We start from the raw sequence: 26,267 nt of genomic DNA, 5'->3' as shown, positions 1-26,267 counted from the left end.
TTTCAGATATCCCTGTGCCAGGTTATACCGCTTTCTTCATTTCCTTCCACTACTTTATCTATGCTGAACGCCTGTTTGATGAGCAGACCCTGATTGTATTTGTGCATGGAGGAAAGTCCTTCGGAAGGGCTTGAGTAGCGTTTTCTTCCTATATAACTGAGTGGAAACCGCTTCTTGATAATTTTTCTTCTGAAAAAAGGCAGCATGTATTTCCAGGCTCCCGCATTCTGGGGTTCTTCCTGCACCCAGACAACCTCTTCAAGTTTACCATACCTCTCCAAGATGGCGCTTACCTCTTCCTTGGGTCTTGGGTAAAGCTGCTCGATTCTGGCTATTGCTACGTCGGGAGATTTGGTTCTGAGGTCGCTTGAGATGAGGTCAATGTATACTTTTCCGCTACAGAATATCAGCCTTCTTACTTTTTTGGCCTGCCGGGTGCTCATGGGGTCGTCAATTACCGGGAGCCATTTCCCCTCGGACAGATCCTTGAGGGACGAGTTTATCATCGGGTTTCGAAGAAGTCCCTTGGGCGTCATCACGATCAGGGGAAGGGGATCTTTTTCAAGCAGCAGGGCCTGGCGACGGAGCACGTGGAAAAACTGCGCCGACGTGGAGCAGTTTACTATCCTTATATTATATTCAGCGGCTGACATGAGAAATCTTTCAAGCCTTCCGCTCGAGTGGTCGGGTCCCTGTCCCTCGTAGGCGTGGGGAAGCAGGAGAACCAGAGATGGGGTCTGCCCCCATTTCGCCCTTGCCGATACGAGATATTCATCCACTATGGTCTGCGCCCCGTTTATGAAGTCTCCGTACTGAGCTTCCCATATGACAAGGCAGTTCGTTCTCTCGATACAGTATCCGTACTCAAAACCCAAGCAGGCGTTTTCGCTGAGCGGGCTGTTTTTTATCTCAAACGCCGCTTTCGCCTGGGGAATTCTCTGCAGGGGAATATGGATCGCGCCGTTCTCGGGGTCGTGGAGCACCGCGTGGCGATGGCTGAAAGTCCCTCTCTCGCAGTCCTGTCCGGTTATCCTGATGGGAATGCCTTGTGCGACTATGGAGGCGTAGGCAAGCTCTTCCGCCATGGCCCAGTCGATTGTCTTTTCGTTCGGGTCGTCGAGAACGTTTTTTCTTCTGTCCCGTATTCTGGCGATTTTCGAATTTACGGTGAACTCTTCGGGAACCGAGAGAAGGGAGTCGTTTAGCTCGCGGAGGGTTTCGTCTGGAACCTTGGTAACCGTTTTTTTCGCTATCCCCCGTTCCGGGGAAGGTGCCGTTGATTCCTCGGGGGAGTCGTCAGGGGAGATCGATTCGAATTCCTCGGAAATCTTCTCCATATGTTTTTGCCGGAGTTGCTCTACTTGGTTTTCGGAGACAGTGCCTTTTTCTATCAGGTTTTTCGCCCAGATACTCATCACCCTGGGGTGAGCATCTATCTTCTTGTATATCATGGGCTGGGTGAATCCCGGTTCGTCTGCCTCGTTGTGTCCGTACCTTCTGTAGCCGACTAGGTCTATAAGGAAATGTTTTTCGAATCTGGATGTGTAGCCGAAGGCCAGGCGTATTGACTCTATGCAGGCAACCGGGTCATCCGCATTTACGTGGACAATCGGTATTTCGAATCCCTTGGCAAGATCGCTTGCGTAAAGCGTGCTTCTGCTGTCGGCGGGAAGAGTAGTGTAGCCGAGCTGGTTGTTGGTGATTATGTGTATCGTCCCGCCGGTATGGTAGCCCGAAAGAGCGGAGAGATTAAGCGTTTCCGCGTTTATTCCCTGTCCCATGAATGCCGAATCTCCATGAATCTGTACCGGGATTACCGCCGACGGGTCAAATTGCGGAGAACCCGGCGTATCGTCACTTATCCCGCATGCCCTCGACATTCCCTGCACTACAGGATTTACCGATTCCAAGTGGCTGGGGTTGGGGACCATGGTTATCCTCATGTTGCGGTCGAGCATGTCTCCCGTCGGGATATCGCGTTTTACGGCCTCGTGGTACTTCACGTCCCCCGTCCATCCCATGTCGTCGGCAAAGTCTCTTACCAGAACAGGGTCCTTGAACTTAAGCAGCGTGTACTTGTAGTTTTTCTCCATCACGTGGTGCATTACGTTCAGCCGTCCGCGATGAGCCATTCCCAGAATTATCTGGTGTATGTCGGCTTTGATGGCGAGATGTATGAGTTCATTCAGCATCGGCACCAGCATGTCGACGCCTTCTATCGAGAACCTGAATTTCCCAGGAAAGATTCTGTGGAGGAAGTTTTCAAATACCTCCACTTTAGTGAGGGTATCTAGGAGCTCCCCTTCGTTCACGGGATTTAGGGGAGGACGGTAAACACCAGACTCTATTGCGCCCCTCATCCATCTTCTCTCTTCGGCTTCATAGATATGGTCGTAGTTGTATCCTGTCGTGGATGAATAGATTTTCCTTAGCCTTCTTATTCCGTCGAGCGCGTCAAGTGAGTTCTGCGAAAGAGGCCATCCTACAAGGGTCGAGGGGAAGTCTCTTAGCTCTTCCTCTTCAAGCCCGAACGTTTCGGCGTGCAGGGTGAGGTCTCCGTGAACAGGACCCCCGAGTGGATCTATCTTGCTTGCCAGGTGGCCGTGTCGTCTTATCGCCTGGGCCATGTTCGCGATCGCAACGGCCTTGTTTACGTCTCTTACGGATGATTGCTTGAAGCCGTTTTTCTCGATTTCAGGTTCTATTTCAACTCTGAGGGACGAGTATTTGGTGTCGGGTTTCCAATCCTTAAAGATGGTTTTTGTCGCGGGGTCGACTGAAGAGGAGTCCCTTACGTAACGTTCGTAGAGATCCATTACGTAACCTGAATTGAGCCCGTGAAAGTTTTTCCAGATGTCCATGCACCTTCCGCCTGCTCTGAACGGTAACCGCATAGAATCATAGCATAAAAAAATATAAAGCAAACAAGGATTTTTGAGACCTTGTCAAAATGAAGTAATAACGACTCTAAACTGCGTATGAAGCGGGTTCACGCTCTTGGCAGATTTGTTTGATTTCATATTCAAGAAGTTTTTCCCGTGTTAGACCGTATCTTAATGGTCAGTTGCCCTCGTCAATGAAGAAATCACGGGTTCTGCATATTCAGAATGTGCGGTTCTTGTTTGAAAGTCAGTCTTCTGGCTTTTTGGCTATGGAGCTTATTCCCGCTTCAAGAAGCTGTTCGGGAGAGACCTCAGAAGGTGCTTCTGTCAGGGGGCAGGATCCTTTCTGCGTTTTTGGGAAAGCTATTACGTCTCTTATCGATTCTTCGCCGGAGAGAAGCATCAAAAGCCTGTCAAGGCCGAGCGCTATGCCTCCGTGGGGAGGGGCTCCGAATTCGAGGGCTTCGAGGAGAAAACCGAACTTTTCCCGTGCCTCATCCTCTCCTACCCCTATTACTTCAAACACTTTTTGCTGTATGTCTTTTCTGTGGATTCTTATGCTTCCCCCGCCTATCTCCACTCCGTTTAGGACTATGTCATAGGATTTTGAAACTGCCTCACCCGGGGAACTTTCAATTTTTTCCATGTCTTCGTCCTTGGGGGCGGTAAAGGGGTGATGAACGGCGACGTATCTTTTTTCCTTGGGACTGTACTTAAGAAGCGGGAAATCGACCACCCAGAGAAATTCGAGTTTCTCTTCGTCAACAAGAGAAAGAGTTCGGCCAAGGCTGAGCCTTACGCTTGACATCACCTGGTTTACCATCTCAACGGAGTCCGCACCGAAAAACACTATGTCTCCTTTCTCCATTGAAAGGGCTTCGGCTAAAAGCTCGCATTCCTCTTCGCTTAGGAACTTAACTATGGGAGAGTTCCATCCGTCCTCGCCGACCCTTATCCAGGCAAGCCCTTTTGCTCCGAGAGAAACCGCGTATTCGGTAAGATCGTCTATTTCCTTTCTGGTGAGTTTCTCGGCCCCTCCCTTTAAGTTAAGCGCCTTTATCGCTCCACCTTTTTCCAACGCTCCGCGAAACACCTTGAATTGCGAGTTCTCGAATATGGAGGAGATATCTTTTAGTTCAAGTCCGAACCTCGTATCGGGACAGTCAGTCCCGTATCTCTCCATGGCTTTTTCGTAAGGCATTCTCATAAAGGGAGTGCTTACCTCGATTCCTTTTGTTTCCCAAAGGACTGTTTTTATCATGCCTTCGACCGTGGAGATTACGTCGTCTTCTGAGACAAACGACATCTCCAGGTCTATCTGGGTGAATTCGGGCTGGCGATCCGCTCTTAGATCCTCGTCCCTGAAGCATTTGACTATCTGGTAGTACTTATCAAAGCCCGAAATCATTAAGGTCTGTTTCAATATCTGAGGTGATTGGGGAAGCGCGTAGAACTGCCCTTCGTTAAGTCGACTCGGGACGAGGAAATCCCTTGCTCCCTCTGGAGTCGATTTAGTGAAATAGGGGGTTTCGATCTCGAGAAACCCGTTTTCGTTAAGGTAGCTTCGCACCATGGCGGCGACTTTGTGGCGGAGGATTATGTTATCCCGCATCGGCGGTCTTCTGAGGTCAAGATAACGATACTTAAGCCTCAGAAGCTCATCGGCGTTCACTTCGTTTTCTATTAGAAACGGTATTACCTTCGAAGTGTTAAGAACCCTTACGTGCTCCGCTATGACTTCGATCTCGCCGGTTTTTAGGTTCGGGTTTAGGGTTTCCTCAGTTCTCGGTGTTACTTTACCTTTTACCGCTATGACCCATTCGTCCCGCAGTTGCTCAGCGGTCTGATGGATCTTTGGATCACGCTCCGGATTAAAAACGATCTGGCAGAGTCCCTCCCTGTCGCGCAGGTCAACGAAAATCACCCCGCCATGATCTCTTCGGGACTGGACCCAACCCATTAGAGTTACCGTTTTGTCTATATGTTTTTTGGTAAGCTCTCCGCAGAAATTTGATCTTTCCCACTCTCCCATAAGTTCAAGCATGAAAACGCGGTTCTCCCGGCAGTAAAAAGATTGGCTAATGATACTAGATTGATTTGCGTTGGCAAGGTCGTGGCGACGTTTTAAGAGGAGGGTAAGGCGTGATCTTTTCTTCCGTATTTCTGGTGAAAAAGACTTCGATGGCACCTGTTTTTCAAGCTCTTTTTCTATTTGTTTTTTTCTTTCTTTTTAAATACGATTTTATCTTGGAAGGCGGGAATTTTCCCTCCGATACTAAAACCAAGGGAGTTTCGAATCAATGAGAAAAGATCTTATCTGTAGAAGGAATTTGTTTTTTGCTATAGCTGTCAGCCTTATCTTTCTTGTAAACGGCTGCGCGGCGACCAGAACCCTTATAGAGAAGAGGAAACTTACCGTTGAGACTAAGATGTCCGAGACGATTTTTCTTGAACCGGTGTCGCCGGAAGAGAGAGTCGTATACGTTGACATAAAAAATACGACCGATAAGGAACTACCCGGAATTGAATACGGGATCAAAGGGAGAATAGCCTCTAACGGTTACAGGGTCACGGAAGACCCGGCCGAGGCGACTTTCATTCTTCAGGCCAACATACTAAAGGTCGGCAGATCCGATCTTGAAGAGACAAACGCTATGTTCGGAGAGGGCTATCAGGGCGTGGTCGAGGGAGCGGTTATCGGAGCAGTGATAGGTGGCGCTATAGGAGGAGATGTTGACGAGGTCAACAAAGGTACCGTTGCGGGTGCTATTGCGGGCGGAGTTGCGGGCTTTTTATTTGATGCGCTTGTAACAGATGACCTTTTCACGATGGTCACCGATATTCAAATCAGGGAGAAAGCCCGTGAGGGAGAACTTATTTACCAGACAGATGATACTGATGCCCAACAAGGCACTGCGACAAAAACCAGACAGACTTCGCATGTTGACGACGTGAGATGGAAAATCTACAGGACTAGGGTCGTGAGCGTTGCCAACAAGGCGAATCTAGATTTTGAGGAGGCAAAACCGCATCTTCAGGCGGGTCTTGAGAGGTCGATAGGCGGGATTTTCTGAGCGTTTCCGTTTGTTTAATGTAGGGGAATTAAGGCCAGAGACGACTTCAGCGAAAGTCATAAAACTTAGCTTCTTATCTGTTTGAACATGGCTAAAGCGCGATTTCTCGCGTCCATATGATCTACAACGGGGCAGGGGTAGGTGCTTCCTAGAGAAATTCCCGAGTCCGCAAGTATATGTTCAGACGCTGTCCATGGCTGGTGAATATACTTGTTTGGCAAATTCTCAAGCTCGGGAACCCAACTGCGCACATAAGTGCCATCGGGATCGAATTTCTGACCCTGAAGAATCGGATTAAAAATTCGAAAGAACGGGGCAGCATCGACTCCGCAGCCCGCTACCCACTGCCAGTTCACTGAGTTGCTGGCAAGATCTGCGTCTACCAAAGTATCCCAAAACCATTTGGCGCCGTCCTGCCACGGGATAAGCATATGTTTCACAAGAAAAGAAGCAGCTATCATGCGTACCCGGTTGTGCATCCAGCCCGTCGTCCAAAGTTCTCTCATCCCCGCATCAACTATCGGATAACCCGTAAGCCCGCGTTGCCACAGGCGTAACGCTTCTTCGTCTCTTACCCATGGGAAGCGTTCAAATTCGGGTCGGAACGGTTTTTCAGGGAATGTCGGCCAGTGATAAAGCAGGTGATGGGAAAATTCCCTCCATATAAGCTGGCGAAAAAAGGGTTCCAAATCGTCTCTCGAGGCGGATTTTACATTCATGAGCGAGCGGTGCCGGCATGTCCTTGGCGATAGTTCTCCGAAATGAAGATGTGGAGAAAGCTTGGAAGTTCCCGTAATGTCAGGCCGGTCGCGTTGAGTCTGGTATTCCGTCGCTGAATCTTGCAAAAACGAGTCAAGAGAATCAAGAGCTCCTGATTCACCTGGCGTCCATATATCAAGCCAGCCGCTAGCCCAATCAGGCCCTGTAGGCAGCAGATCCCACTGGTCGAGCGAATCACTCTTGACGGGTTCTTTCGTACAAATAAGCCGTTTGGGAGCGGGCAAGGATTTCTGGAGCGAAAATCTCTGCAGACAGGTTTTATAGAAGGGCGTGAAAACCTTGAAGGGTTCCCCTTTCCTTGTCATTATGGACCCCGGCGGAAAAAGCAGGTTGCCGTCAAATACCCTTAGCCTAACTCCAAGACTGTTCAGAGCGGTCTTCACTTTGGATTCAACCTTGATTGCACGCGGTTCCGTAAGCCGGGTGACGTGGACTGCTGTGGCGCCAGTCTCGGTTACCAGATCTTGCAACACATCCTTGGGTTGTCCGCGACGCAGAATCAGTCTGTTCCCGCGGGTTTCCAATGATTCACTTAGTGCCGCGAGGCTGTGGTGTAACCACCATCTGCTTGCACTACCGGGTGCCCAGGGGTCTGAATCTGCGTCCTCAAGTATATAGACCGGAACTACGGGCCGAGTGGATTTTACCGCCTCCACAAGTGCCGGATTGTCCGAGAGTCTGAGGTCGTTTCTGAACCAATGGATAATTGGACGTGAAGTTTCTGTGTCTTGATTGATTTTCATTGGAAACTTGGTTTTTGCTCTGGAGATGACGATAAATTATACTGGTAAAAAGGTATCTCCCTGGCAGAAATTCGGTAGCTTTTTGTTAGAATTTAACCAGAGATCTGTTCCTATGTCCCAGACAGCTTCGAAAGAGAGTTTCAGATCCGGATTTATTTCCGTGATAGGACGGCCCAACGTCGGCAAATCCACACTTGTGAATTCCATCGTGGGAGAGAAGGTCTCCGCCGTTTCCGATAAGCCAAGCACAACGAGAAACAGAATCCTGGGTGTAAAGACTTTCGAAGATTCTCAATTGGTTTTCCTCGATACTCCGGGCGTGTACAGGGAAAAAAGCAGGCTTGGAAAGTCAATGGCCCGAGCGGTAAGCGGCGCATTGTCGGAAGCAGATCTTGTGGCGTTTGTTACGGATGTGGAGAAACCTTTCGGAACAGCGGATCAATCCATACTGAGAATGCTTAAAAAGCCCTCCTTATTCGTCGTGAACAAAATCGATAAGGTAAAGAAATCAAAACTCCTGTCGATACTTTCAGCCGCTGAAAAATTCTCTGACAAATTCCTCGAAGTAATTCCCATCTCAGCACTTAACAACGACGGGGTGGAGCATCTCACGGAACTTCTGAAGAAATACCTGCCCGAGGGACCGAAATATTTCCCCGATGATATCTTCACGGATCAGCCCGAGGTTTTTTATATAAGCGAACTCATAAGGGAGAAGGTTTTCAATCTCACGCGAAAGGAGATTCCCTATAAGGTTGCCGTTGTGGTCTCGGGGTTCAGCGAGGATGCGGAGAAGAACCTCATTAGGATAAACGCGGAAATCTACGTTGAGAGGAAAAGCCACAAGGGAATTCTTATAGGCAAGGGCGGGGGGATGCTCAAGCAGATTGGTTCTGAGGCCAGGGTCGAGATTGAAAGAATACTGGGAGTGAAGCTGTTTCTTGAGCTTTGGGTTAAGGTAAAGGAGAACTGGACCCAGAGGGATTTCCTGATAAAGGAATTTGGCTACGGAAACTGAACTTTAAAAGCTTCTATTTTCCCTTGAAAACGGGCTTTCTTTTCTCAAGAAAGGCTTTTTTCCCTTCCTGGGCGTCGCTACTTTCCCTTACCTTCGCAAGAAGGGATTTTATAAGTTCTTCGTTTTCTTCTGAAGGCGGATTCCCTTCTTCCCAGATATTTATCATCTTTTTCATTGATATCATGGAAAGTGGCGCGTTCTCGCTTATCCCCTCGGCAAGTGCGTAGGTGAATTTTTCAAGTTCGTCTTTTTTCACGACATGGTTGACAAGCCCTTTTTCCAAGGCTCTTTCGGCGTTAACGGAGTTTCCTGTTAAGAAAAGCTCCCTTGTAAATCCGGGACCCACCAAATTCAGAAACTGTTTTATTCCCCCGTAATGATAGGTGACTCCCAGTTTTGCGGGCGGGATTGCGAGCTTGGCATCGGAAACGCACACTCTTATATCACAGGCAACCGCAAGCTCAAGCCCTGCCCCGAAAGCGTGACCGTTTATCATTGCTATTACGGGAAGGGGGTAAGATTTTACTGCCCGTATGGCTTCGGTAAGAGGATGGTCGTTTTCTATGGCAATTTCTTCATCGGATATTGAGTCTATATCGTATCCTGAGCAAAATGCCCTATCGCCGCTTCCCGTTATCACAACACACCTGATTTCGGGGATTTCTCCCAGTTTTAGGAATTCCTCTGTTAACAGTTTGAGAGTTTTCGGGGTAAGAGAGTTTCTTTTCTCGGGGCGGTTAAGCGTAAGGGTACAGACGGAATTTTCAGTTTTTACAAGAATTTCTTTATTTTTGGGCACGGAGAAATTATATATTACCAAGCCTAGGTGTCTAAATGTAGGCAAACCGATAGAGCAAGGTTATGAAAGAAAAGAAGCCATCACGCGAACGAATCTACAGGGTACTGTTTCTCTGCACGGGCAACTCGGCCCGTTCGGTTATCGCCGAATCTCTTTTGAATCGCAATAGTGACGGGCGTTTTGTCGGCTACAGCGCTGGAAGTCATCCGCGGGGAGAAATTCACCCTTATGCTCTTGAACTTCTGCTCCGCCGGGGGCATGACACGGAGAACCTGCGTTCCAAGTCTTGGGACGAGTTTGAGGCGGCGGGTGCCCCTGCGATGGATTTTGTCTTTACAGTGTGTGACAATGCGGCGAATGAGGTTTGTCCTGTGTGGCCGGGCAGGTCCGTAACGGCCCACTGGGGTCTTGAGGATCCTGCGGGCGTTCAGGGGACCGAGGCCGAACAGCGAGAAGCTTTCGCCGAAGCCTATGGATTATTGGAAAGACGGGTTAGGGCGTTTTTGTCTCTTCCATTCGAGTCGCTTGAGAGCGAGTCGCTTGAGAATAAACTGGAGGAAATTGGACACTCTGTATTTTGAAAAAGTTACCGGTCGGCTATTTTTAGAACCTTGGCACCTTTGCCTCCTCCCCTTCTGATTTCCAAAAGCGCCGTGTTTGCCTCTTCAAGTCCATACTCGGTGACCTCAGCCTCTATTCCCAAGCTGGATGCGACCGAGAGAAAGCCTGCGACATCCTCTCTTGTGACGTTTGCTACGCTCTTTATCTCTTTTTCAAGCCAGAGGTGCGACTGATAATCAAGGCTCAGCAGAGAGTCAATATCGGAGTTTTCTTTACTGATGGCGTTTACGACCAGTTTTCCCCCGGCGACGAGATTCTCAAGCGAGTGCAGAACCGGCTTCCATACCGGCGTGGTGTCGATGATGGCGGAAAGTTGCTTTGGGGAATGCTCTTCAATTTTCCCTGACCAGAATGCTCCGAGATCTGTGGCAAATTGTCTTTCCCTTTCCCCCCTTGCGAATACGAATACCTCGCTTAGGGGATATGTGTGGCGAAGCAGCTTTATCACCAGATGAGCTGAAGCCCCGAATCCCATAAGCCCTATGGCGTCTCCGTCTGTTATTCCGGAGAGTTTCACGCAGCGATAACCTATCGCTCCAGCGCATAGGAGAGGGGCAGTTTTCACCGGATCCATTTCCGCAGGTATGGGGTAAATGAATTCTGCGTCTGCGACCATGAACTCGGCAAACCCCCCGTTTCTGTCCCTGCCGGTAGCAGTAAACTCATGGCAGAGGTTCTCCCGTCCACTCCCGCAGTGGCCGCATTTTCCGCAGGTTCCTCCTATCCACGCGACTCCAACCATGTCGCCTGCGTTGAATCTCAGGCTGGGTTCTTCAATCACCCCTACAACTTGGTGCCCAGGAACAATTGGAAAAGAAGGAGGCATCACCCTTCCTTCCACCTCATCCATATCGGTGTGACAGACGCCGCAGGCCAAAACCCGTATCAGCACTTCTCCTTCAGCGGGTTTCGGAGTGGGGATTTCCAGCAACTCAAGAGGAGTATTGTTTTCAGACAGGTCGTGCGTACCCTTTAGAACCATTGCCTTCATCGTGCTACAAAGTATAACACCATAATATGGCAGGGAATTGATCAATTCGGGTGATGTGATTTCAGTGCAGCGGTGTTTGCTCACTGCACTCTTTTTCAGCAATGTTTTGGAGGCTTCAGGGTTTTCGGGCTTTAAACTCAGATTATATTGTTTATAATTCTCCAGATTAAAAGTTTTTCCGGAGGCATAACGTGCCGTTATACGAATATGAATGCGACAGTTGTATGGAGAGTTACAACACGGATATAGACGATCTGGTCGCTAAGCTTACCAAGACTAATGCGAGGAAAATTTTCAAGCAGAACCGCAACTTCTGTTACATCGAAGTAACAAGCGACAAGAATGGAAAACAGTTCTTTGAACTAGGGGAAAGGGGTATAAGCGGTGCAAGGCGGTTTCGTTACAAGCTTGATAACGGGAAAGTGCTTTATCTTGAGCTTAAGAATTTTCGTTTCGACCACCTTGTGTACGGAGATGACGACGATCAGGATGAAATCAAATGTCCTCTCTGCGACGATCCCGGATCTGTGAGAAGGGTTTTTTCCACCTTCAAGGCCATATTCGACGACAAGAGCAAAAGAGCTCCGGGTCCCGGGGACGAACTCAGGTGGCATCTTGAATACAAGCAGCAAAAAGATGAAGAAATAGCAAGCGACTGGGTAGGACAGGATCACCTTAACCAGTATTTCAACAGATAGGAGACGCAAATGCCACTCTATGAATTTGAATGCACTAAGTGCAGAGGCAACGTTGAAAAATCACTAAAGACTCTTGAGAGAAAACGGGACAAGAGTACCGTCAAAAGCCTTGTCGAGAAATATGACAACATCTATGCTATAGAGGTTGTCGACCTCGAGCGCGAAGAAATAGTCGCAAAACACGGGAGAAAGGGAAAAGATTCCATATTCAACGACTACTACCTTAAGAATGGAACCCTGCTTGCGCTTTTCAACATGCGAAACTACAGGTTTTCCGAACTTATATACGAAGAAGGGGATGAAAAGAACGTAAAGTGCTATTGCGGGGAGAAAAAGAAGGTGGAAAAAGTGATCTCGACTTTCGCTTTTACCAGGGACCTTTCAACCGACATGCCGAAGCCCGATCTCTCAAACCTGCCGCCTTCGGTGAGAAAAAGAACTCATATCGGGGAGTACATAGAAGAGAAGGACAGGCCTAAAAAGAACAGGCCTACTCCGAAAAGACTCTCCTAAGAAAAAAATCTAGCCGTCGGCACACGATTTCTTGGTTTTTAACCGGGTTCTTGCGTCTGGTCGCGCTTAATTGTTCCCAGAATATTCTTCTTTGCGCTTGCCAAACCTTCTCTCAAGTTCATCTGATATGTCCTGGGGCGAAAGGCCCGCTTCGCAGAGAAGCACCATGGAGTGGAACCACAAGTCAGTAAGCTCGTATACGAGTTCATCTTTATCCCTGTTTTTTGCGGCTATTACGACTTCGCCGGCTTCCTCTCCGATTTTCTTTAGTATCCTGTCGAGCCCGCCTTTCATAAGGCTGCTTACGTAGGATTTTTCCTTCGGGTTTTGCTTCCTGTCCTCTATTACGGAGAACACCTTTTTAAGGGATGCTTTTTCGAATGTAGGGGCCGCTTTTTCTTGCATCTCCCCTGATCTGTAAAAACATGTGGGGTTTCCCGTGTGACAGGCTGCCCCTGTCTGCTTCACCGTTATGAGCACCGTATCGCAGTCGCAGTCGACGAAGATTTCCCTTACGTCCTGAAAATGGCCTGATTCTTCGCCCTTGTTCCAGATCTTTTTTCTTGACCTGCTCCAGAAGTGGGTCCTTCCCGTCTTGACGGTCATCTCAAGGGCTTCCCTATTCGCGTATGCGAGCATAAGGATCTGTCCGCTTGAACTGTCCTGCACTATCACGGGCAGAAGACCTTCGTCGTTGAACTTCAGTTTTTCAAAATCCATATCCATGGGGGGTTTCGCTCCGCTGGTAATACGTCAAGATAATAATTGCAAAGCCTTAGTTGTCAAAGAGCCGGAGATGCAGGAGATCATCGTTCGGAGGGCTCGTTTCGAAGCACTTTTTGCATCTGAGAGTTTTTCTCTGAATTGTTGTTGATTTTGGGTGTATAACTGTAAAACTGCTCTGCGCAGGGAGGAGTTGAATTTTGCTTTCCAGAAAACATCTGGTTTACGCCTTAACGGCCTTTTTCTTTGCCGTTTTGCTGGTTGCTATCGGTTTTGCATTATACGGCGGTTCAGGGCGTGTGAGTTTTGATCATGGTATTGCAAGCGGAGACCCGTTGGCTGACAGGGTTATTGTCTGGACAAGAGTTACTCCTCTGACATCTCAGGAAAGAGTTAGGGTCAGGGTTGAAGTCGCTTCGGATGAAAAGTTCGAAAGCCTCGTTTATAGTTCCGTTCAGACTGCCACGGCCAAGAGGGATTACACGGTCAAAATTGATGTTAAGGGTCTTTCGGCCGGAACCGTTTACTACTATCGTTTCCGCTCGGGGAAGGTAACATCCGCTATCGGTCGTACCAAGACCCTGCCACAGGGCGATGTAAACTCGGTTAAGCTGGCGGTGTTTTCATGTTCCAACTATCCCATTTCCCATGGCGGCTACTTTAATGTCTACGGTCACGCGGCTAAAACGGCTGACGTGGATGCCGTCATTCACCTTGGCGACTATATTTACGAGTATGGTAGAGCACCGGATTCCGGCACTGGTAATTCAAAGGAAGCCGACAGGGATCTTCCGCAGTACAGTGACAAGGAAATCCTGACACTTGGTGATTACCGGAGGCGTTATGCTCTATACAGGACAGACCCCCAGCTTCAGGCTCTTCACGCCGCACATCCGTTTATCACCGTCTGGGATGATCATGAGGTTGCAAACGACGCTTACGTAGGCGGTGCCCAGAATCATGATGAAAGTGAAGGAAGTTTTGATAAACGCAAGACGGTTGCGCTTCAGGCCTATTACGAATGGATGCCAGTTCGTTCTGTAGACGGGAAAAATCCTCAACGGATATACCGCAGTTTTTCTTTTGGAAACCTAGTTGAACTTTTCATGCTCGATACCCGCCTGAGCGGACGGGAAAAACAGCTTGGTTACAAAAATTATTTCGACCCGGACACTGGTTTTGACGGCCAGCGTTTCCGTAAAGATATTGGTTCTCCAGAACGGACACTGCTCGGTCCGGATCAGCTTGCTTGGCTTCGGGGAAAACTTGCCGGTTCAACCGCCACTTGGCAGGTTCTTGGTCAGCAGGTCCTTATGGGCAGGATGAACGTTCCATTTGAAATAATTCCCCATCTGGGCGATCGTACGCCTGAGGTTGCTGGTCTTATTGATCAACTGACCAAGATTAAGGCCCGGATGTTGCGAGAGGATTCTTCTGTAACTCAGGATGAGATGAATCGTATAAATACCGTTCTTCCCTATAATCTTGATGCCTGGGACGGTTACCCTGCGGAGCGCGAAGCGGTGCTGGGAACGGCTTACGGGGCGGATAATAACTTGGTGGTACTTGCAGGGGATACACATAACGGATGGGCGAACAACCTTAAGGATGCAATGGGAAATCAGGTAGGCGTTGAGTTCGCTACCCCATCTGTGTCTTCAGGAGGTCTTGAAACTTATCTCAAGCTTACGTCGCAACAGGCCGAGGAGTTTGCCCGCGATCTGGAAGTGCTGGTTGATGACCTCGTCTACTCAAACACAAAGGACCGCGGTTATATAATCGTCAGTTTTACCGCTAAAAGGGCGCAGTCGCAGTGGATATACGTGGATACCGTCAAACAGCTGGAATTCAGGGAGTTGACTTCAGGCGGAAAGATGCTGGGTGTACTTCCTGATGCGGGGAACCGCAAGTTGATTGCTGTTGACGATTAATCGATGAAAACATTTTGAGTGAGAGAAAGAGGGCGGAATTTAATTGACATTATCGTGAAGAGTTGAATGATATTGGGTATTCTGTTTTAAAACCGTTTTTAATAATTCGGTACTAATCAGGGAAGGTAATAACTTATGGCCAGAATTACAATTGAAGACTGCTTAGAGAAAGTCGAGAACAGATTTGCTCTCTCCATAGCGGCGATGAAAAGGGCAAGCCAGATATCCAAGGGAGCTACAGTCGTAGCGTCTGAAAATGACGACAACAAGCATGTCGTTTCGGCATTAAGAGAGATAGCCGAGGGAAAGGTAAACGTTATATATCCCAAAGACAGGGATAACTACTAATCAAACACCTTGGAAGTAATTCCACGTGCGGTCTTAAATCGCACGCAGTGAGGTAAAAATCCTTTTATGCTTTCTGTAGGCATAGACGCGGGAGGGACTTTTACCGATTTTGTTTTTTTCGACGGAAAAGAAATATCGATAGACAAGGTTCCTTCCACCCCACGTAACCCCTCCATAGCGGTACTCAAGGGGCTTGAAAACCATCCCGCTGAGTTTTCCCATATATCGGAAATTATCCACGGAACCACTGTGGCCACAAACGCCCTTTTGGAACGCGAGGGCGCGAGAACCTGCCTTGTCACCACAAGAGGTTTTGAAGACGTAATCGAGATTAGACGGCAAAACAGGGAGAGACTTTACGACCTGTCTTGGAGTCCCGCCGTGCCTCTGGTTCCCTCGGAGCTAAGATTCGGTGTTTCCGAGAGAACGGATTACCGCGGCTGTGTGCTTGATAGCCCGGATGAGGCTGAGGTAGGGAAGATAATGGAGAAGATATCTTCTCTAGGTGTTGAGGCTATAGCGGTCTGTTTTCTCCATTCGTATGCGAATCCCGAAAATGAACATAAAGTCGCGACCGTGCTTGCTCAACTCGGTATCCCTATCACTCTCTCGTCGAACCTCGTTGCGGAATTCAGGGAGTACGAAAGGACCTCAACAACCGTTTTGAATTCTTACCTAATTCCCAAAGTGGACAATTACATGCGTTCGCTTTCCCGCAGCCTCGAAGAAAAATCTCTTTCTATCATGCAGTCAAACGGCGGAGTTATATCCGCTGAGCAGGCTGCCGAAGAGCCCGCAAAAATAGTTCTCTCCGGCCCTGCGGGGGGAGTTGTAGGGGCTTTTGAGATATGTGTGCTTTCTGGAAGAAAAAAAATTATTACCTATGACATGGGGGGAACTTCGACCGACATATCTCTTTGCGACGGTAAGATAGGCTTTACGACCGAAAACACCTTTGGTGGTACCGCGCTCAAGGTGCCGATGATAAACATTTCCACCATAGGGGCGGGAGGGGGTTCAATCGCCTATATCGCGGAGGGAGGCATATTGAAGGTCGGGCCGCGAAGCGCTGGGGCTGATCCCGGACCCGCGTGCTACGGAAAGGGCGTTTTGCCGACTGTAACGGATGCTAATATAGTCCTTGGCAGAATGGACCCTGGCTGGTTTTTGGGCGGCGAGATGAAAATATATCCCGAAAGATCGTTCAAGGCACTCAGCTCTCTTGCCCCGGATCACTCCGCGGAAGAGATTGCGGAATCCGTAATCAGAATTTCGAATTCAAACATGGAAAAGGCGCTTCGCGTGATATCGGTCGGGAGGGGCTATGATCCGAGGGAATTCTCCCTGGTCTCGTTTGGCGGTGCCGGGGGTCTTCACGCCTGTGATCTTGCCCGTTCTCTAGACATCCAGGAAGTTGTCTTTCCGAGGAATCCGGGTGCGCTTTCCGCCTACGGGATGCTTCTGGCCGATTCATTTAAGGACTACGGAGTTACGTTTTTCTCCTCCGCGGATAATGAAGACCTTCGGCAAACGGACCGAAAATTCGCGGAACTCAAGGAAATCGCATATGCGGATCTGGGGAGAGAAGATCTCAGATTCGAAAAACATGTTGACGCCCGATACCGAAGGCAATCCCATGAACTCACGATTCCCTACAGTGATTCCATGGCTTCGGATTTTCACCGCGAGCACGAAAAAGCTTACGGATACAAGAAGGAATCTTCCGTTGTCGAGATCGTGACCCTGAGACTGAGGGCTTATATGCCCGAACGCAAAGTAAATATTCTTCCCGCTTCAGGTTTGGGATCGGAACCGCGGTTTTTCGTAAAAGATGTGACTTTTGAGGGCAGAAAAGTGAAGGCCAGATGCTGCGAGAGAGAAAAGCTCGGGCCGGGTTTTCGATTCGAAGGGCCATGCGTTCTCTACGAGAAAACCGCAACTACCTTTATTCCTCCCGATAGTGCTTGCGAAGTGGACGATTACGGGAGCATTATAGTGAGTTTCGATGCGTAGAGCTTTTTTTGATGAGCACGATGAACATACGGGAAGAGATAAGGAAAGCCTTGGATCCTCCAGGAGCCTCCCCTGATTCTGGCGAAGGACTTCTGGCATCCGCTGTGTTGGTTATGTTCTGCGAGCAGGGTGAAGGCCATGGAATATGGTTTATAAAGAGGACCGAATACAGGAATGATGCTTTCTCAGGCCACGTAGCTTTCCCGGGCGGAAAGAAAAAACAAAGCGATGCGACTCTTGTTGATACGGCTTTGAGGGAAGCTGGGGAGGAACTCGGCTTTGACGCTACGAAGGAAGCGGAGATTCTCGGGGAAATGGATTTCGTACGTCCCTACACCCCTTCTGTCAGGCAATATGCTGTAAAGCCTTTTGTAGCCATGATAGATGGTGAAGTGGAATTTGTTCCCAATTACGAAGTATCTGAATTTTTCTGCGTTCCTGTTTCCCACTTGGTTAATCCGAAAAACCGCGACGTGAGGGAAAGAAAACGGGACGGGAAGGTGATAAATGATTATGTGTTCGCTTACGGCAATCACATAATATGGGGACTTACGGGAAGAATACTTGATGAGTTTTTCAGGAAAACTTCGGGATGTTTCAAGAGATAATGTTTAAATCTCTCTGATGATCGTGTAAATTTCTGCAAACGTAAAAACGGTGGTGATTAAAACTCATGGCAGCGGTTAACAAGGCTATAATACTCGGCAATCTGGGAAGAGACCCCGAAGTGAGATATACGCCGGACGGGAAGGCGGTCACCAATTTCTCGGTTGCTACGACGGAAAAATGGAGAGACAGGGACGGAAATTCCCAAGAGCGCACTGAGTGGCACAGAGTGGTGGTGTTTGACAGATTGGGAGAAGTCTGCGGAGAGTATCTTTCCAAAGGAAGTTCCGTTTACGTGGAGGGTTATCTGAGAACCCGTTCCTGGGAAGACAGGGAAGGAAACAAGAGATATACGACCGAGATTGTGGGAAGGACCGTGCAGTTTCTCTCCGCTAGAGGGGAAAGCGGAAGTCGAGGTAGAGGAGCACCCCCCGCAGAAGATGATTTTGCCTACGAAGAGGGTGCCGGCCTCACGGACGATGACGTTCCGTTCTGATTCTTTTGGTTTTTACTGACACATAATAAGGTTATGTCTCTGGCCGTTATAATTCTGGCGGCGGGCAAGGGAGTCCGCATGAATTCGGAATTTCCCAAGGTGCTGCACCCCATCCTGAAAAAACCCATGCTGCGTTATGTTCTGGACGCAGCCCAAGAGATGAAACCCGACAAGATTGTGCTTGTCTTGGGGCACGACTCTGAGCTCGTGAAAGAGTCGGTTCTGGATTACCCGATGGAGATAGTGATCCAGGAGCCGCAGCTCGGAACGGGACACGCTGTTTCGTGCTGCGAGGAAGCTCTTAGGGATTTTTCAGGAGACATTCTAATACTTAGCGGAGATGTTCCTGCGACGAGTGTGCTCACTCTGCGTGAATTTACGGATTCTCATGCGAAAAACGTAGCGGATGTCTCATTCATATCCACCCTTGTTGAGAATCCTGATGGATACGGAAGGGTGTTGAGAAATGCCGAAGGGGAAGTGCTTCGCATAGTGGAGCACAAGGACGCTACGGCTGAGGAGAGGAGGGAAAAGGAAATAAATGCCGGAATTTACTGCGTGAATTCCTCTTTTCTCTGGGAAGGTCTGGGCGGGCTTGATAGTGAAAACAGACAGGGAGAGTATTACCTGCCCGGGATCATAAATTTCTGCGTTTCCCGAAAATGCGGGGTTCAGGCCTTTACGTTGGCGGATTCAAAGGAGGTGTCCGGAGTGAATAGCAGAGAACAGCTTGGCGAAGCGGAGAAAACCATAAGACGTGAGATAAACCGCAGACACATGGAAAACGGGGTTACTATAGAGGATCCTGAAACCACTTACATATCGGGTTCTGTTAGCATAGGCAAGGATACGACGGTTTGTCCGAATACCTATATTTACGGTGAAACCCGCATCGGGGATGGCTGTCGGCTGGGCCCCTCGGTATACATTGAAGATTCGCGTATAGGAGATAACGTTGAGATAAGATTCTCCTCGTATCTTACGGGGTGCGAAGTCGAAGACGGGGTAGTAATGGGGCCTTTCTGTCATCTGCGGCCCGAGGCCAAGATAAAAGACGGGGCCAAGATCGGGAATTTCGTCGAGATAAAGAAATCGGAAATAGGAGTTGGTTCCAAGGTTCCTCACCTTTCCTACGTGGGGGATGCCGATATCGGCGCCGGGGTTAATATTGGCGCCGGGACCATCACGTGTAACTACGATGGGGTAAACAAACACAGGACTATTGTAGAGGACGGTGCTTTCATAGGAAGCGACACAATGCTGGTTGCGCCTGTAAAGGTGGGGAAAGAGGCCACTACGGCTGCGGGTTCCACAATAACGAGAGACGTTTCCTCTGGTGCTCTCGCGATAGAGCGAGCGGCGCAGAAGGAAATAAAGGGCTGGGCGGAGAGAAAAAGGCCGAAGAAGGAGAAATCCTGAGATGTGCGGAATAGTCGGATACGTGGGAAATTCCGGGAGAACCAAAAGCGTTCTCTGTGAAAGCCTGGGGAGACTTGAGTACAGGGGATACGACTCTTCCGGGATATGTTTTTTTGAAAACGGCCGCTCCCGGGTAATAAGGAGCGAAGGAAAGCTTGAAAACCTTCTCACCAAGCTAAAAGACTGCGAAGTGACTTCTTCGCTCGGAATTGCCCACACAAGGTGGGCCACCCACGGCGATCCCTCGGAGAGAAACGCTCACCCTCAGGTATCGGGCCCGATCAGCGTGGTGCACAACGGCATAGTGGAGAATTACCCCGAACTCAAGGAGGAGCTTGTCACGGCCGGTTACGAATTTTGCTCCGATACAGATACCGAGGTCATTTCTCATCTGATCCGCGATTTCACGGAAAAAGGAAACTCCCTTCTCGAATCAACAAGAAAAGCGTTTGAAAAAGTGGAGGGCTCTTACGCCGTGGCGGTCATGTCGGATACAGAACCCGGAAAGATAATAGCCACAAGGCGCTTTTCTCCTCTTATAATAGCGCGCAACGGGGACGAATGTTTTCTGGCTTCCGATATCCCGGCGATTCTGCCCTATACCAGAGAGTTTGTTTTTCTTGAGGACAACGATTTCGTGGTTATGGATGAAAACGGTATCTCGATAACCGACGCAGCCGGCGAGGCGGTTAAAAGGGAGCCAACGGTTGTAGACTGGGATCATTCGGCGACTGAGAAATCGGGTTATCGTCATTATATGCTGAAGGAGATTTTTGAGCAGCCCCAAGCGATTTTCGACACGCTCCGGGGAAAATTCACGGCGGACATGAAGGAAGTGGTTTTCGAGGACGTTGACCCTTCTCTTTTGCAAAAAACTCAAAGAATCATTATTGCGGCATGTGGCACTTCCTACCACGCCTCCCTTATAGGGAAATACATGATAGAAGAATTGGCCGGGGTGAACACCCAGGTAGAGCTTGCCTCTGAGTTCCGTTACAGAAATCCCGTCACCGGTCCCGACGCGCTTTTTATTGCGGTTTCTCAGTCCGGCGAGACTGCCGATACCTCGGAAGCCCTCCTAAAAGCCAAGGACCTCGGTATGAATTCCGTCGGCATAACGAACGTGAGGCTAAGCAAAATCTCAAGAGAATCTGACTGCGTCATAACAACAAAGGCGGGTCCCGAGATCGGAGTTGCCTCCACCAAGTCCTTCACGGCGCAGGTTATGGCCTTCTATCTTTTTTCCGTATACCTTGCAATCTCAAGGAAGGTGATCGATTCTGGGAGGGCGAGGCAACTAATAGCCGATGCCATGGCGGTTTCAAAGCTCCAACAGAAGACCCTTGAGCTTGACGGGGAGCTTAAAGATCTTTCAAGAGATTTTCACCGTTACAGGAATTTTATCTATCTTGGCAGGGGGATTAACTACCCCGTGGCTCTTGAGGGTGCGCTTAAACTCAAGGAAGTTTCCTACATTCACGCCGAGGGATACGCTGCCGGGGAGATGAAGCACGGCCCCATAGCCCTTATAGACAGGAACATGCCCGTAGTGTTCATCGCGCCCGAGGAAGATGTGTATTACAGGAAGCTCCTTGGAAATTTCCAGGAGGTAAAGGCCAGGGGAGGGCGGATCATTTTCATAACCTCGGATAAGGGTCTTCAACTTCCAGACGAGAGGGACAGAAAGATAGTGATTCCGAAAAGTTCCTATCTGGTAAGCCCGATGATATCTGTTATCCCCGTGCAGTTTCTGGCTTACCATGTTGCCAATATTCTGGGTACGGATGTGGATCAGCCGAGGAATCTGGCCAAGGTCGTCACGGTTGAATGATCTCTACTGTCGCTAGGCGAAAGGATATGAATTTTGTGAGGGGTTCTGAATGAAAGTACTTGTTGTCGGAGGAGGTGGAAGGGAGCATGCTCTCTGCTGGAAGATAAGCCAGAGTCCCTTGGTGGAGAAAACCTACTGTGCTCCCGGAAACGCCGGGATAAGCCGCCACGCCGAGTGCCTTGATATCGGCGTGGGAGATTTTGATTCGCTTGTGCAATTTGTGAAAGAAGAGTCGGTGGATCTTACGGTCGTTGGTCCCGAGCAACCTCTTTGCGAGGGGATAACCGATTTCTTTGAAGAAGAGGGTCTTCTGATCTTCGGTCCCTCAAAAGTTGCGGCGGAGCTTGAAGGAAGCAAGATTTTCTCAAAAGACCTTATGAAGAAATACGGTATTCCGACAGGAGAGTATTTTGTTTTTACTGATATCGAGCAGGCGTTTGCCAAGGTGGCGGAAACTGAGCCTCCCTTCGTGGTGAAAGCCGATGGCCTTGCCGCCGGCAAAGGGGTTATCATATGTCACTCCCGCGAGGAGGGAGAAGACGCGGTTCGCTCCATGATGGAGCATGAAGCGTTCGGCCAAGCGGGGACGAAGGTTGTAATAGAGGAATTTCTTACTGGGGAGGAAGCTTCTTTCTTTGCTTTCACCGACGGGGAGAACATACTCCCCTTGGAGCCTTCCCAGGACCATAAGCCGATTTTTGACGGGGACAAGGGACCGAACACTGGAGGCATGGGGGCTTATACTCCCGCTCCCGTGGTTACCGATAAATTAAGGCAGAAAATAATTGATGAGGTAATGGTTCCGACCGTGCGGGCAATGAAATCCGAGGGCAGAACCTACAGGGGAATTCTCTACGCTGGATTGATGATAAAAGACAACGATCTTAAAGTGCTTGAATTTAACTGCCGCTTCGGCGACCCCGAAGCTCAGCCGCTTCTTATGAGAATGGAATCGGATCTAGTTCCCATTCTTTATTCAATAGCTAAGGGGGAGGTAAAGTGTGATCCGATAGAGTGGAAGGACGGTTTCTGCGTCTGTGTCGTTATGGCTTCCAGGGGTTACCCGGGAAGCTATGACAAGGGTGTGGAACTTAAGAGGCTCGGGGACTTCACTGACACTTCGGAGACGGTGGTTTTTCACGCGGGAACCGCTTTTTCCGGGGACAAGCTGGTTACAAATGGCGGAAGGGTTCTTGGAGTCACTTCTCTCGGTGATACCATAGAGGAGTCAATACGAAGTGCGTATAAGGCCGTTGATTCTATCTCCGAGGAAAACCTCGTCTACAGAACAGATATAGGGAAAAAAGCGCTTGTGCGCGTGGGGGACAATAAATAACCCTGAAACCATATTTCTGTTCCTCTTGTGTTTGTTCCTTCTGAGTTTGGGTTGCTTTTCTGCTATTCCATTGTTACGCGAAGCTGCGGAGAAAATTATGCGGGATCGCCTAGCATTGGTTTTCCTTACAAATTCTCTTGATCCTACTACACTTATCTTTGAATTGTCAGGCAAGAATAGTGCTAGGAAATCGGTTCTAACTAGCTAAGAATACAGAAATTTCTCGGCAGGAATTCCCTTGAGCAGTTGCGTATGCAAATTTCTGTTGAAAACCTGCTTTCTTTCTGTAGTATAGTCCTTCCCTTGATTTGGGTCTTTAACGTTTTTTTTCCTCAAGCTTATTGACATCAGCTCGTTATTAAGCTTATAATGATCGGATTCCCCAAATTTCGGGAAGGGGTTTTTATGCCTACGATAAGTCAGTTGCTGAACAAAGGAAGAGAGACGGCCAAGAAGAAAAGTAAGGCCAGGGCTCTCCAGAAGTGTCCCCAGAGAAGAGGGGTCTGTGTAAGGGTTTACACCACCACTCCGAAAAAGCCCAACTCGGCGCTTAGGAAGGTGGCCAGAATAAGGCTTACAAACGGCATAGAAGTCACGGGGTATATCCCCGGAGAAGGACACACCTTGCAGGAGCATTCTGTTGTGCTTGTAAGGGGTGGAAGGGTAAAGGACCTTCCCGGAGTCAGGTACCACATAGTCAGGGGAACTCTCGACTCGACCGGAGTTGAGAACAGAAGAAACGGGAGATCCAAGTACGGAGCCAAAAAGCCTAAGTAGCTGGCGGAGAATCAGAAGATGCCGAGAAAAGGTAGGGTTGCAAGAAGAAAACTGGCTCCGGATTCAAGAACCGGAGACCCCATAGTCGCCAAGTTTATAAACAGCCTCATGTACGACGGCAAAAAGAGCAAGGCGGAAAAAATCTTCTATGGTTCTCTTGAAAAAATAAAGGAAAAAACTGGAAAAGATCCCCTTGAGGTTTTCCACGACGCTATTGACAAGGTAAAGCCCTCGGTTGAGGTAAGGTCAAGGCGCGTCGGCGGAGCCAACTACCAGGTCCCCATGGAAGTTAGTTCCTTCAGAAGGCAGTCACTCGGGATCAGGTGGCTTATAAACTCTTCCCGCTCAAGATCTGAAAAATCAATGATAGACAAGCTTTCTTCAGAGATAATCGATGCCCATAACAACAGGGGTACCGCGGTAAAGAAAAAAGAAGATATTCATAGAATGGCCGAGGCCAACAGAGCTTTTGCCCACTACAGGTGGTAATCCCCCGGAGAATCAAGGTGTCAGAGCAGATATTTCCCATAGACAGGGTAAGAAACATCGGAATAGTTGCCCACATAGACGCTGGCAAGACCACTACTACCGAAAGAATACTGTTCTATACCGGAATAACCTACAAGATAGGCGAAGTGCATGAAGGCGCGGCGACTATGGACTGGATGGAGCAGGAACGCGAAAGGGGTATCACCATTACTTCTGCCACCACTACATGTTTCTGGAAAGACTGCAGGATAAACATTATAGACACTCCCGGTCATGTTGATTTCACTATAGAGGTCGAAAGATCGCTCAAGGTGCTTGACGGGGCGGTAGTAGTATTTGACTGCGTTGGTGGAGTCGAACCTCAGACTGAGACAGTGTGGGGGCAGGCCGATCGCTACTCCGTTCCGAGAATGTGTTTTGTGAACAAGATGGACAGGGTGGGGGCGGATTTTTACAGGGTTGTGGACCAGATAGTAGAGAGACTTAACGCTAATCCCGTGTGTCTTCAGATTCCGTGGTTCGATGGTGAAGAGTTCACCGGGATAGTTGATCTTATAAGGATGAAAATGGCGGTGTGGGACGGAGAGAGCCTTGGGGCCAAGTTTGAATTCATCGATATTCCCGAGGACACCAAAGAGCGAGCGGCCGAGTACAGGGAGAAGCTTCTGGAAGCCCTTTCTGATAACGACGAGGAAATAATGGAGCTTTATCTCGACGGAGGGGATGTCCCCGAGGAAATGATCCGAAAGTCCATTAGACGACAGACAATTGACGCGACCATAATTCCGGTGATGCTGGGATCGGCTTTTAAGAACAAGGGAGTGCAGTTGCTGCTCGACGCCGTTGTGGAATACATGCCGGCTCCAGTGGACCTGCCTGCGGTAAAGGGCATTCATCCCAAAACCGACGAGGAAGTCGAAAGAAAACCGGATAAGGACGAACCTTTCTCCGCGCTTGCTTTTAAAATCATGTCGGATCCTTTCGTCGGCCAACTTACCTACCTTCGTGTCTATTCTGGAAAACTTAAATCAGGCACAACGGTTTACAATTCATCCAATCTTAAAAACGAAAAAATCGGAAGACTTCTTCGCATGCACGCGGAGAAACGAGAGGACATAAAAGAGGTTGAGGCGGGGGGGATAGCAGCGGCTGTGGGGCTCAAAAACACCCTCACGGGCGATACCCTGTGCTCCGATTCGAATCCCGTGATTCTTGAGAGTCTTCATATCTCAGACCCGGTTATTTCGATTGCTATAGAACCGAAGTCAAACGCCGACCAGGAAAGACTCGGCCTGTCGCTGAGCAAGCTTGCCATGGAGGACCCTTCCTTCAAGGTGAAAACCGACGAGGAGACCCGTCAGACGGTAATTTCCGGCATGGGAGAGCTTCACCTCGAGATAATCGTCGACAGGCTTAGAAGAGAGTTCAAGGTTGATGCCAATGTCGGCAAGCCTCAGGTTGCATACAGAGAAACGATAACGGGCACATCCGCAACCGAAGGAAAATACATAAGACAGACCGGCGGACGTGGTCAGTACGGCCATGTGAAGATAAGGGTGGAGCCTCTTGAGAGGGGCGAAGGATTCCAGTTCCATGATCAGATAAAGGGAGGAGTGATTCCAAAGGAGTTTATTCCGGCGGTGGAGAAGGGAATAGTCGAGGCGATGGAAACCGGTGTTGTCTCCGGATACCCGGTTGTCGACATAGCGGTCACGCTCTACGATGGCTCTTTTCACGATGTCGACTCTTCCGAAATTGCCTTTAAGATCGCGGGTTCCATGGCATTTAAGGAAGCGGTTCATAAATCTTCTCCGGTTGTTCTTGAGCCAGTGATGAAGCTTGAGGTGGTTGTTCCCGAAGCTCATATGGGAACCGTTATAGGTGACCTGAGTTCGAGGCGGGGGAGAGTGAGCAGTACGGAAATGAGAGGCGCTATGCAGGCGGTAAAAGCGGAAGCTCCGCTTGGCGAAATGTTCGGTTACGCGACCAGCTTAAGGTCGATGACCGAGGGGAGGGGACTGTTCACTATGGAATTTTCCCATTATTTTGCTCTGCCTGCCAACATAGCCGAGGAGTTAAAGCAGGCAGCGAATGTCAGCTGATATTTCATGTTCTTTTTAGTAAGGAGGTCAACGAGTAATGTCAAAGGAGAAGTTTGAGAGGGGGAAGCCTCATTTAA

Annotated in this window: 22 protein-coding genes; 16 read left to right on the top strand and 6 right to left on the bottom strand. The window is 49.1% G+C overall.

What is annotated here, in order from left to right:
- Positions 1-2: 2 nt before the first annotated feature.
- Both F4X55_04590 and aspS read right to left on the bottom strand, forming a co-directional pair.
- A complete protein-coding gene (locus tag F4X55_04590; protein ID MYC40274.1) occupies positions 3-2,861 on the bottom strand; it encodes a 2-oxoglutarate dehydrogenase E1 component in 2,859 nt (952 codons plus the stop codon).
- Positions 2,862-3,129: 268 nt separating this feature from the next.
- Positions 3,130-4,926, bottom strand: a complete 1,797-nt coding sequence (gene aspS / locus F4X55_04585; GenBank protein MYC40273.1) for an aspartate--tRNA ligase — start codon at positions 4,924-4,926, stop codon at positions 3,130-3,132.
- Positions 4,927-5,182: 256 nt separating this feature from the next.
- Between aspS and F4X55_04580 the strand changes: the two genes are divergently transcribed.
- Positions 5,183-5,956, top strand: a complete 774-nt coding sequence (locus F4X55_04580) for a conjugal transfer protein TraT (GenBank protein MYC40272.1) — start codon at positions 5,183-5,185, stop codon at positions 5,954-5,956.
- A gap of 65 nt (positions 5,957-6,021) precedes the next feature.
- On the opposite strand, the gene F4X55_04575 is transcribed toward F4X55_04580, so the two are convergent.
- On the bottom strand, positions 6,022-7,479 hold the full coding sequence (locus F4X55_04575) for a deoxyribodipyrimidine photo-lyase (GenBank protein MYC40271.1): 1,458 nt from the start codon (positions 7,477-7,479) through the stop codon (positions 6,022-6,024).
- A 112-nt stretch (positions 7,480-7,591) separates the two neighbouring features.
- Between F4X55_04575 and F4X55_04570 the strand changes: the two genes are divergently transcribed.
- Positions 7,592-8,497, top strand: coding sequence for a GTPase Era (locus F4X55_04570; GenBank protein ID MYC40270.1), 906 nt, complete (start codon positions 7,592-7,594; stop codon positions 8,495-8,497).
- 13 nt (positions 8,498-8,510) lie between these two features.
- On the opposite strand, the gene F4X55_04565 is transcribed toward F4X55_04570, so the two are convergent.
- On the bottom strand, positions 8,511-9,347 hold the full coding sequence (locus F4X55_04565; protein ID MYC40269.1) for an enoyl-CoA hydratase: 837 nt from the start codon (positions 9,345-9,347) through the stop codon (positions 8,511-8,513).
- Between the two features lie 11 nt (positions 9,348-9,358).
- Here F4X55_04565 and F4X55_04560 point away from each other — a divergent pair, with 11 nt between their 5' ends.
- Positions 9,359-9,877 (top strand): arsenate reductase ArsC, encoded by a 519-nt coding sequence (locus tag F4X55_04560; protein MYC40268.1) that lies wholly within the window; start codon positions 9,359-9,361, stop codon positions 9,875-9,877.
- Positions 9,878-9,882: 5 nt separating this feature from the next.
- On the opposite strand, the gene F4X55_04555 is transcribed toward F4X55_04560, so the two are convergent.
- Positions 9,883-10,908, bottom strand: coding sequence for an alcohol dehydrogenase catalytic domain-containing protein (locus tag F4X55_04555; protein ID MYC40267.1), 1,026 nt, complete (start codon positions 10,906-10,908; stop codon positions 9,883-9,885).
- Between the two features lie 191 nt (positions 10,909-11,099).
- On the opposite strand from F4X55_04555, the gene F4X55_04550 reads away from it, so the two are divergent.
- Both F4X55_04550 and F4X55_04545 read left to right on the top strand, forming a co-directional pair.
- Positions 11,100-11,606 (top strand): hypothetical protein, encoded by a 507-nt coding sequence (locus F4X55_04550; GenBank protein ID MYC40266.1) that lies wholly within the window; start codon positions 11,100-11,102, stop codon positions 11,604-11,606.
- 9 nt (positions 11,607-11,615) lie between these two features.
- Positions 11,616-12,119 carry a hypothetical protein gene (locus tag F4X55_04545; protein MYC40265.1) on the top strand — a complete coding sequence of 168 codons (504 nt, stop codon included), beginning with the start codon at positions 11,616-11,618 and terminating at the stop codon, positions 12,117-12,119.
- Between the two features lie 66 nt (positions 12,120-12,185).
- Here F4X55_04545 and F4X55_04540 read toward each other — a convergent pair whose 3' ends face one another.
- Positions 12,186-12,845 (bottom strand): bifunctional phosphoribosyl-AMP cyclohydrolase/phosphoribosyl-ATP diphosphatase HisIE, encoded by a 660-nt coding sequence (locus F4X55_04540; GenBank protein MYC40264.1) that lies wholly within the window; start codon positions 12,843-12,845, stop codon positions 12,186-12,188.
- A 197-nt stretch (positions 12,846-13,042) separates the two neighbouring features.
- Here F4X55_04540 and F4X55_04535 point away from each other — a divergent pair, with 197 nt between their 5' ends.
- From F4X55_04535 to fusA, 11 genes are all read left to right on the top strand, one after another.
- On the top strand, positions 13,043-14,773 hold the full coding sequence (locus F4X55_04535; protein ID MYC40263.1) for an alkaline phosphatase: 1,731 nt from the start codon (positions 13,043-13,045) through the stop codon (positions 14,771-14,773).
- 135 nt (positions 14,774-14,908) lie between these two features.
- Positions 14,909-15,121 carry a DNA-directed RNA polymerase subunit omega gene (locus F4X55_04530; protein ID MYC40262.1) on the top strand — a complete coding sequence of 71 codons (213 nt, stop codon included), beginning with the start codon at positions 14,909-14,911 and terminating at the stop codon, positions 15,119-15,121.
- A 66-nt stretch (positions 15,122-15,187) separates the two neighbouring features.
- Complete coding sequence (locus F4X55_04525) at positions 15,188-17,134, top strand: hydantoinase/oxoprolinase family protein (GenBank protein MYC40261.1); 1,947 nt, start codon at positions 15,188-15,190, stop codon at positions 17,132-17,134.
- An 11-nt stretch (positions 17,135-17,145) separates the two neighbouring features.
- Positions 17,146-17,742: a CoA pyrophosphatase gene (locus F4X55_04520; protein ID MYC40260.1), complete on the top strand. Its 597-nt coding sequence runs from the start codon at positions 17,146-17,148 to the stop codon at positions 17,740-17,742.
- Positions 17,743-17,807: 65 nt separating this feature from the next.
- Positions 17,808-18,236, top strand: a complete 429-nt coding sequence (locus F4X55_04515) for a single-stranded DNA-binding protein (protein MYC40259.1) — start codon at positions 17,808-17,810, stop codon at positions 18,234-18,236.
- Between the two features lie 33 nt (positions 18,237-18,269).
- Complete coding sequence (glmU, locus tag F4X55_04510; GenBank protein MYC40258.1) at positions 18,270-19,655, top strand: UDP-N-acetylglucosamine diphosphorylase/glucosamine-1-phosphate N-acetyltransferase; 1,386 nt, start codon at positions 18,270-18,272, stop codon at positions 19,653-19,655.
- 1 nt (position 19,656) lies between these two features.
- Positions 19,657-21,486, top strand: a complete 1,830-nt coding sequence (gene glmS / locus F4X55_04505; protein MYC40257.1) for a glutamine--fructose-6-phosphate transaminase (isomerizing) — start codon at positions 19,657-19,659, stop codon at positions 21,484-21,486.
- Between the two features lie 49 nt (positions 21,487-21,535).
- A complete protein-coding gene (gene purD / locus F4X55_04500; GenBank protein MYC40256.1) occupies positions 21,536-22,822 on the top strand; it encodes a phosphoribosylamine--glycine ligase in 1,287 nt (428 codons plus the stop codon).
- Positions 22,823-23,227: 405 nt separating this feature from the next.
- Positions 23,228-23,599: a 30S ribosomal protein S12 gene (locus F4X55_04495; GenBank protein MYC40255.1), complete on the top strand. Its 372-nt coding sequence runs from the start codon at positions 23,228-23,230 to the stop codon at positions 23,597-23,599.
- 18 nt (positions 23,600-23,617) lie between these two features.
- Positions 23,618-24,088, top strand: coding sequence for a 30S ribosomal protein S7 (rpsG, locus tag F4X55_04490; GenBank protein MYC40254.1), 471 nt, complete (start codon positions 23,618-23,620; stop codon positions 24,086-24,088).
- Positions 24,089-24,105: 17 nt separating this feature from the next.
- Positions 24,106-26,190, top strand: coding sequence for an elongation factor G (gene fusA, locus F4X55_04485; protein ID MYC40253.1), 2,085 nt, complete (start codon positions 24,106-24,108; stop codon positions 26,188-26,190).
- Positions 26,191-26,267: the final 77 nt, after the last annotated feature.

The sequence above is a fragment of the Candidatus Dadabacteria bacterium genome (genome assembly GCA_009840385.1).
Lineage (GTDB): Bacteria > Desulfobacterota_D > UBA1144 > Nemesobacterales > Nemesobacteraceae > Nemesobacter > Nemesobacter australis.
The sequence above is the reverse complement of the archived record's forward strand: the minus strand, read 5'-3'. Positions and strand labels throughout refer to the sequence as shown.

What these genes read in the sequence shown, in the direction of transcription:
- F4X55_04590 (MYC40274.1), bottom strand. Translation starts at nt 2,861, where the DNA reads ATGGACATCTGGAAAAACTTTCACGGGCTCAATTCAGGTTACGTAATG.
- aspS (MYC40273.1), bottom strand. Translation starts at nt 4,926, where the DNA reads ATGCTTGAACTTATGGGAGAGTGGGAAAGATCAAATTTCTGCGGAGAG.
- F4X55_04580 (MYC40272.1), top strand. Translation starts at nt 5,183, where the DNA reads ATGAGAAAAGATCTTATCTGTAGAAGGAATTTGTTTTTTGCTATAGCT.
- F4X55_04575 (MYC40271.1), bottom strand. Translation starts at nt 7,479, where the DNA reads ATGAAAATCAATCAAGACACAGAAACTTCACGTCCAATTATCCATTGG.
- F4X55_04570 (MYC40270.1), top strand. Translation starts at nt 7,592, where the DNA reads ATGTCCCAGACAGCTTCGAAAGAGAGTTTCAGATCCGGATTTATTTCC.
- F4X55_04560 (MYC40268.1), top strand. Translation starts at nt 9,359, where the DNA reads ATGAAAGAAAAGAAGCCATCACGCGAACGAATCTACAGGGTACTGTTT.
- F4X55_04555 (MYC40267.1), bottom strand. Translation starts at nt 10,908, where the DNA reads ATGAAGGCAATGGTTCTAAAGGGTACGCACGACCTGTCTGAAAACAAT.
- F4X55_04545 (MYC40265.1), top strand. Translation starts at nt 11,616, where the DNA reads ATGCCACTCTATGAATTTGAATGCACTAAGTGCAGAGGCAACGTTGAA.
- F4X55_04540 (MYC40264.1), bottom strand. Translation starts at nt 12,845, where the DNA reads ATGGATATGGATTTTGAAAAACTGAAGTTCAACGACGAAGGTCTTCTG.
- F4X55_04530 (MYC40262.1), top strand. Translation starts at nt 14,909, where the DNA reads ATGGCCAGAATTACAATTGAAGACTGCTTAGAGAAAGTCGAGAACAGA.
- F4X55_04525 (MYC40261.1), top strand. Translation starts at nt 15,188, where the DNA reads ATGCTTTCTGTAGGCATAGACGCGGGAGGGACTTTTACCGATTTTGTT.
- F4X55_04520 (MYC40260.1), top strand. Translation starts at nt 17,146, where the DNA reads ATGAGCACGATGAACATACGGGAAGAGATAAGGAAAGCCTTGGATCCT.
- F4X55_04515 (MYC40259.1), top strand. Translation starts at nt 17,808, where the DNA reads ATGGCAGCGGTTAACAAGGCTATAATACTCGGCAATCTGGGAAGAGAC.
- glmU (MYC40258.1), top strand. Translation starts at nt 18,270, where the DNA reads ATGTCTCTGGCCGTTATAATTCTGGCGGCGGGCAAGGGAGTCCGCATG.
- glmS (MYC40257.1), top strand. Translation starts at nt 19,657, where the DNA reads ATGTGCGGAATAGTCGGATACGTGGGAAATTCCGGGAGAACCAAAAGC.
- purD (MYC40256.1), top strand. Translation starts at nt 21,536, where the DNA reads ATGAAAGTACTTGTTGTCGGAGGAGGTGGAAGGGAGCATGCTCTCTGC.
- F4X55_04495 (MYC40255.1), top strand. Translation starts at nt 23,228, where the DNA reads ATGCCTACGATAAGTCAGTTGCTGAACAAAGGAAGAGAGACGGCCAAG.
- rpsG (MYC40254.1), top strand. Translation starts at nt 23,618, where the DNA reads ATGCCGAGAAAAGGTAGGGTTGCAAGAAGAAAACTGGCTCCGGATTCA.